This window comes from Microcystis sp. M113S1, assembly GCF_020246945.1.
Classification (GTDB): domain Bacteria; phylum Cyanobacteriota; class Cyanobacteriia; order Cyanobacteriales; family Microcystaceae; genus Microcystis.
On record NZ_JADBSA010000351.1, the window covers coordinates 1 to 5,904 of the forward strand.

Annotated in this window: 10 protein-coding genes; 4 read left to right on the plus strand and 6 right to left on the minus strand. The window is 42.0% G+C overall.

Going from position 1 to position 5,904, the window contains the following annotated elements:
- The 4 genes from IM319_RS17470 to IM319_RS17485 form a co-directional block, all read right to left on the minus strand.
- On the minus strand, nt 1–118 hold a 118-nt coding region (locus IM319_RS17470; protein ID WP_287077678.1), incomplete at its 3' end, for a helix-turn-helix domain-containing protein.
- 362 nt (nt 119–480) lie between these two features.
- On the minus strand, nt 481–936 hold the full coding sequence (locus IM319_RS17475; protein ID WP_287079766.1) for a GNAT family N-acetyltransferase: 456 nt from the start codon (nt 934–936) through the stop codon (nt 481–483).
- Nucleotides 929–1,093, minus strand: a complete 165-nt coding sequence (locus IM319_RS17480; RefSeq protein WP_002732944.1) for a hypothetical protein — start codon at nt 1,091–1,093, stop codon at nt 929–931. The genes IM319_RS17475 and IM319_RS17480 overlap by 8 nt, the downstream gene beginning before the upstream one ends.
- Before the next feature lie 155 nt (nt 1,094–1,248).
- The gene (locus tag IM319_RS17485; RefSeq protein ID WP_002733724.1) at nt 1,249–1,410 is read right to left on the minus strand and encodes a hypothetical protein; all 162 of its coding nucleotides are present in this window, start codon (nt 1,408–1,410) and stop codon (nt 1,249–1,251) included.
- Nucleotides 1,411–1,544: 134 nt separating this feature from the next.
- Here IM319_RS17485 and IM319_RS17490 point away from each other — a divergent pair, with 134 nt between their 5' ends.
- Nucleotides 1,545–2,336, plus strand: a complete 792-nt coding sequence (locus IM319_RS17490; RefSeq protein WP_287736429.1) for an SAM hydrolase/SAM-dependent halogenase family protein — start codon at nt 1,545–1,547, stop codon at nt 2,334–2,336.
- On the opposite strand, the gene nadC is transcribed toward IM319_RS17490, so the two are convergent.
- Entirely contained in the window at nt 2,333–3,181 is an 849-nt protein-coding gene (nadC, locus tag IM319_RS17495; protein WP_286826531.1) for a carboxylating nicotinate-nucleotide diphosphorylase, read from the minus strand. The genes IM319_RS17490 and nadC overlap by 4 nt on opposite strands.
- A gap of 71 nt (nt 3,182–3,252) precedes the next feature.
- The gene (locus IM319_RS17500; RefSeq protein WP_286826530.1) at nt 3,253–3,819 is read right to left on the minus strand and encodes a Uma2 family endonuclease; all 567 of its coding nucleotides are present in this window, start codon (nt 3,817–3,819) and stop codon (nt 3,253–3,255) included.
- A gap of 161 nt (nt 3,820–3,980) precedes the next feature.
- Between IM319_RS17500 and IM319_RS17505 the strand changes: the two genes are divergently transcribed.
- From IM319_RS17505 to IM319_RS17515, 3 genes are read left to right on the plus strand one after another with little or no spacing between them, the layout of a single operon-like run.
- Entirely contained in the window at nt 3,981–4,448 is a 468-nt protein-coding gene (locus tag IM319_RS17505) for a CBS domain-containing protein (protein WP_286826529.1), read from the plus strand.
- A gap of 42 nt (nt 4,449–4,490) precedes the next feature.
- Nucleotides 4,491–4,715: a polyhydroxyalkanoate biosynthesis repressor PhaR gene (locus IM319_RS17510; RefSeq protein WP_286826528.1), complete on the plus strand. Its 225-nt coding sequence runs from the start codon at nt 4,491–4,493 to the stop codon at nt 4,713–4,715.
- Between the two features lie 11 nt (nt 4,716–4,726).
- Nucleotides 4,727–5,770: a S66 peptidase family protein gene (locus IM319_RS17515; protein ID WP_287736430.1), complete on the plus strand. Its 1,044-nt coding sequence runs from the start codon at nt 4,727–4,729 to the stop codon at nt 5,768–5,770.
- Nucleotides 5,771–5,904: the final 134 nt, after the last annotated feature.

Here is a 5,904-nt window from a genome sequence, read left to right on the forward strand (position 1 = left end):
CTTGTGTTCGTTCGTGGAGAGCTTTATTGTAAACTAATCTTACACAGCCCAAGGTGCGCCGCAATAGCGACTCTTGTTCGGGTGTGGGGTAAAATCGAAACGAATAGGCTTTTTCCATGTCTCACATTTTAGCATATATTCCGTAAATGTGCTAGTATTTAACGGTAAAGCCGTCGTTCTACGACGGGGTTTCAGACCCAAAATTTTCGATGACTGCCAGTGTATTGCAGTGTTTCCCCAATTTTACCCTTTGTGGCTCGATCAGGAATAATTAATGCTGACAGTGCCATCTCTATAGGTATGTCTGGGGTTGGGGAAGTGGGGTGTGGGAAGAATAAATAAAAACAATCTCCTGTCTCCTGACTTGAAACAGGGTGTAGGGTGTGGGGTGTGGGGTGTAGGGAAGGAAACCTCTTTCATCTGTGGGGGTGAAAATTTTTTCATCGAGACTGTCTCCTAACTCCTATCTCCTGACAGTTTTTAAATATTTTTCAACATCAGCAAAGAGCGAGTTTGAAAGCCGAGATTTTGGTAGAGATTGAGAGCATTGTCGTTATTGATGAAGACTTGTAAACCGATGCGGGTTTGTCCGCGACTTTTTGCCCAATCCTTAGCTCGATCGATTAGTGCGGTGGCGATACCCTGGCGACGATGCTGGGGATCGACGTAAATTAGAAAAATATGACCATAGCGATCGCCTGTCACCTGATCGACGGCGCTCCCCATCCAGAGACAAGCGATCGCCGTTTGTTGTCCTTCGACGATCCACAGGGGAGTATCGAGGCAAAAAAACTGTCTGACTGTATCAGCTAGATGGGAGAGGTTTTTTTGTTCGGGAAAAAATTCTTGATAGGTGCGGGTGAGAAAATTAATTAGTAGATAGCGATCGCTCGTTTTTCCCAGTCGCAGCCGATAATCTTCGGGAAGGTTAGCCATGCCAAGGATAAGAGAAAATTATGCCCAGGGATGGCTCGATCGGAGCGGGTGCCGCTAAATCTGCCGGTAAAAAAATCCGGATGCCAGTGGCAACCAGAGCAACTAAAAACACTAAGATAGTCAGGAGCGGGGCGATATATTGCCGAAAAAAAGCCATAATTATTTGATCTCTAAACTGCTGTTCCTTCTATTTTAAGGATTGCCAGTGGAGATATCGGCAATTTAAAAAAAAAAAATTCGCCCAAAAAAAAGTGATCGGCATACCGATCACCAGAAACCGACAACTAGACTATGACTAAACACCGATTAAATCTAACGAAGGTGCAAATAGGCCGCCTCTGCTTCCAATTGACGTACTAAAGCTTCATTTCCCTGCGCTCTAGCTACTTCCAGTCGGTGTTGTAAATTTCTGCGGAGTGTTTCTCTATGAGCGACGGTGGCCTGTGTTAGGACTTGCTGACGATTTTTGTTCATGATGGACAGACTTTTGAGCGACTTAACTTACCTTATATCTAAATCATAACATTCTCCTTGGTAAACTGTATCTTTAGCTACTGAATTTAGCGTTAAGATTTATTAAAGCTGTTGGCAGCCATAGTGACAAGTCAATGACGGAAAAGGCACTGATAACCCTTACTAGCGATTTTGGACTACAGGACGGTTATGTGGGCATTATCAAGGGAGTAATTGCGGGAATTGCCCCCCATGCTCGCACGATCGATCTGAATCATCAAATTTCGCCCCAAGACCTTTACGCTGGTCGTTTTATCCTCCTGAATGCCTATCAATACTTTCCCCAAGGCACTATTCATCTGGCAGTTATAGATCCGGGGGTAGGAAGCAAAAGACGCGGGGTAGGGATTCGTTTTGCCGGTGGTTATTTAGTCGGGCCAGATAATGGTTTATTTAGTGGCATTTTAAGCCAATCTCCGGCTATATCTGCCGTTAATCTCGATAATTCTTCCTATTGGCGCACCCCTAACCCTAGCACTACTTTTCATGGTCGTGATATTTTTGCTCCTGTGGCCGCTTATTTGTCCCGGGGAGTACCCCTAGAAATGTTAGGTGAGATTATTGATCCCGATAGCTTGCAACAATTAGCGATCACTGTTCCGCAAATCGAGGAAGATAAAATCAGCGGTCAAATTCAATATATTGACATTTTCGGCAATTTAATCAGTAATATTCCCGATTATCTCCTAGAGGGAAAAAATTGGTCAGTGCAGTTGGGTCCAAAAATTATCCCCGCAAAAAACACCTACAGTGATGTTTCTTCCGGAGAAATAGTCGCTTTTATCGGTAGTCACGGGGGGTTAGAAATTGCCGTCAATAGTGGTAGCGCTCAAAAGCAATTACACCTAAATATTGGCGATGCGATCGAGGTTACAATAGCTTTTTAATCAATTCTCATACTAATATCTAACCAAGTAGAACGGGTAATCGGGGCGCTAGTGGAAATATAATCTACTCCTGTTTCGGCAACGTTGCGAATGCGATCGAGGGTAATATTTCCCGATGCTTCTATTTTGGTTTTACTATTAAAATTGCGGATCATCTCCACAGCAGTTTGCATCATCTCTAAATCCATATTATCTAACATAATGCTCTCTACCTCCTGCTGCAGGGCCTGATTCACTTCTTCTAATTGGCTGGTTTCTACCTCAATTGTGAGAGGATAGGGCATATTTTGCCGTACACGACGCACTGCTTCCTCAATGCTGCCTGCTGCTTGAATATGATTATCTTTAATCATAATTGCATCATCTAACCCCAAACGATGGTTAATCGCACCACCGATACTGGAGGCATATTTTTCTAAAATTCGCAATCCGGGGGTAGTTTTGCGAGTATCCACCAATCTTGTCGGTAAATCGGCAATTTTCTCCACATACTGACGAGTGGCACTAGCAATTCCACTCAAGCGCATGGCAAGATTTAAAGCGACTCTTTCCCCAATTAACAGCGCATCGAGGGAACCTCCTATCTCGGCAATAACTTTAGACTTAGAGCAGAATTCCCCCTCAGCAACGGTGGGGGTAAAGTGAATAGTGGGGTTAAGCAGTTGAAAAACGCGTTCAGCTACGGGTAAACCAGCAATAACTCCCGCTTCTTTGGCAATCCAACTAGCTTGACCGATTTTAGCATGACCGAAGAAAATTGCTTGGGTGGTGCGATCGCCTCTACCGAGATCTTCTCGTAACCAGTTTTCTAACAAGGGATCAAGGACTAATAGGGGCGGTAACATAGAATTTATCGAAACAATCGGGACGTATTTATTTTAAGTTTAGGAATGTTTGACCTGTTTGTAAACTTTCTTTAATCGAAACTTATCCCTTCATAGATTAACTCGATCGCACAGTGAAAATCGAGACTAGATAGAATAATTTCTTCCCCTTGACTATAAGCGCAGTAAAACCAAATTTTATCTTCACCGCGACGATAAACCTCAACACTGATCGATTCGGGATCGACTAAAACGTATTCTTGTAAACTAGCAATCTGACGATAATATTGTAACTTTTTAGTGCGATCATAGTTTCCTGTGCTGGGGGAAAGCACTTCAATAATCACTTGTGGATGTTGAATAAAATTCCGAGATTCTCTATCCCTAAAATCGCAACTAATCACCAAATCGGGATAAAAATAACGACTATTATTAGCTTGTACTTTCGCATCAGATACATTCACTCGACAGCCTCGCGGACGGAGATGAAGTCTTAAAGCAGTGTAAAAATTCAAGGTAATATCATTATGAGGCAGACTACCCCCAGTCATGGCGATAATTTCCCCATCAATGTATTCATGGCGACATTCCTGTGTAGCTTCCCATTCTAGATACTCTTCCGGGGTCATTCTTTCTGGGTATTGAGGTTGAGCGATCATTTTTCTTTTTCCTTGTCAACTAACTAAATTAATATCCTATTTCCTTTTTATGTTATACCATTTTCTCAGCCGAAGATTTAAGAATAGTCATAATTAAGCGGTGACTGATTACCCTAATGATAAGATGGAGACAGAAAGCATTATTATCGCAGGTCGCTAAGATGACAAAAACAGTTGCCGATATCATGACTCCCAATCCCATCACCGTCACCGCTAACACTTCTCTGTCTGAAGCAGTGAAGATTTTGGCCGAAAAGCGGTTTAGCGGTTTACCCGTGGTGGATGACAATATACGACTGATTGGGGTTATCTCCGAAACTGACCTTATGTGGCAGGAAACGGGAGTAGAAGCTCCTCCTTACATTCTGCTCCTCGATAGCGTCATCTATCTACAAAATCCTAGCCGTCACGAGAAATTACTCCATAAAGCTCTCGGTCAAACCGTGGGGGAAGTAATGACCGATAAACCTATTAGTATCACAGCCGATCGCCCTTTGAAAGAAGCGGCCTCGTTAATGTATGATCGTCATGTGCGTCGTTTACCGGTGATTGAGGAAGAAACCCACAAAGTAATTGGTATTATCACTCGCGGCGATATCATTCGCGATATGGCAAAATCGGAAGCATAATTGCTTTTCTAGGGCAACAATTAACTAAAAGGTCTTGAACAAATGAATCAATCTCAGGAAACGGTTACTTATTCCCTAGAAACTATCTTGATGCGGATTGAGGGAAAAATCGATTCTTTACAAAAAGATGTGAGGGATTTAAAGGTAGGCCAAGCGGTGTTAACGGGAAAAGTCGAGGGAATAGAAAATCGACTAAACCCATTAGAAGGAAAACAAAAATATCAGTTTTGGGCATTAATTGTCCTCTTTCCCTTGCAATTTTTCTAAAAACTATCAGGATGAAGCGCCGTCAATTTCTCACTACTACTGCCATAACTGCTGTTAGTTTTTCCCTAATTCCTAGAAAAGTTGTTAGTAATAATTTTCCTCTAATTAAACCGCCACATCTACAACCGGGGGACGGAGTGGGTATTATTAGTCCAGCGGGGGCAACTTTTAAAGAAGATGATTTAAATATAGTTATCGAAGCAGTTAAAGCCCTAAAATTAGTCCCAAAAGTTGGTAAATACGCTTTAGAGCGTTATGGTTATTTAGCTGGTAAAGATAGCGAGCGAGCCTCGGATATAAATCAATTTTTTGCCGATGATAATATTGCCTTAATTTTACCAATTCGCGGCGGTTGGGGAAGCGCTCGTTTATTACCTTATCTTGACTACGATTTAATTCGCCGTAATCCGAAAATTATCTGTGGTTTTAGTGATATAACTTCTTTATTATTAGCTATTTATGCCAAAACTGGTTTAGTTACTTTCCATGCTCCCAATGGCTTTTCTAGTTGGCGCACCGCTCAAACTGAAAGCTTTCGACAGGTTTTATTTTCTGGGGAAAAGTTGACTTTTAGAAATATTCCCGATCCCGATGATGCCAATCGTTTAATGCAGGTAAAAAATCGGATTCAAACTATTACTAAAGGTCAAGCAAAAGGTAAATTAATCGGTGGTAATTTAACCACCTTAGCCTCGATCGCAGGTTCTCCCTATCTACCAGATTTTACCAGTGCTATCCTATTTTTAGAAGATATTGGTGAAGATATTTATGAAATAGATCGCCTGTTAAATCAATTAAAATTAGCGGGAATTCTCGATAATTTAGCTGGGTTTATCTTCGGTCAATGTAGCAATTGTAGCGCCGATAGTGACTATGGTTCCCTGACTTTAGAAGAAGTAATCCAAGAATATATCCAACCCTTAAAAATTCCCGCTTGTTTAGGTTTGATGATCGGACATTTGGAGATTATCGAGACTCTAGCTATTGGTATTGCAGTAGAATTTGATGCTAATCGGGGAACAATTACTATGTTAGAATCGGCGGTTAGTAAGTAGGGTCTGCTGAAAAAGTTTTTCGGTGGGGGTTGGGGGATGGGGGATGGGTTTTACCGATTTTCAGGTGGTCAACTACCTAATTTTCAGGGAAAAAGTACCTGAATTTTCCCCCTGATCACTCCCATGCCTGGTAC